Consider the following 542-nt stretch of genomic DNA (forward strand, 5'->3'; position numbering starts at 1 on the left):
GCTCATCGGCCGCCGCGCCGCCGACCTCGCGGGCGAGGCGATCAGCGTCGGCGCCCCCGAGTGGTGCACCCGCGACGGGCAGTGGGGACCGGTCTGGTCGTCCGAGTGGGGCGTCCCCCTGGCCGCCCGCGTCACGATCGAACGGGCCGGGCAGCCGTTCACCGCCGTCGCCCTGTTCGACGAGTACAAGCAGACGAAGTCCAACGGCGACCTGACGCAGATGTGGCAGCAGCGCCCGGGCGGGCAGATCGCGAAGTGCGCCGAGGCCCTGGCATGGCGTATGGCCTTCCCTCAGGACCTGGCCGGCGTGTACGTCGAGGACGAGCTGCACCACGCCGACAGCGCGCCGCCGTCGCCGCGGCGCCGGGAGACAGCGGCCGACGTCATCGGGGCGACACCTACGACGTCGTACGACGACACCGTCAGTGACGACGTCGCCGAGGACGTCACCGAGCCGATCAGCGACCGCACCCGCAAGCACGTGTTCGCCCTCCTCCGTGACCTCGGCGTCACCGACCCGGCCCAGCAACGTGCCGGCATGG

At 72.7% G+C, this 542-nt stretch carries 1 protein-coding gene; it reads left to right on the forward strand.

Going from position 1 to position 542, the window contains the following annotated elements; genetic code table 11:
• Positions 1-542: recombinase RecT (locus ABD254_RS21255; RefSeq protein WP_344250976.1), on the forward strand; the 542-nt coding region annotated here is incomplete at both ends.

Origin of the sequence: Isoptericola hypogeus (assembly GCF_039531145.1) — a bacterium.
GTDB classification, from domain to species: domain Bacteria; phylum Actinomycetota; class Actinomycetes; order Actinomycetales; family Cellulomonadaceae; genus Isoptericola; species Isoptericola hypogeus.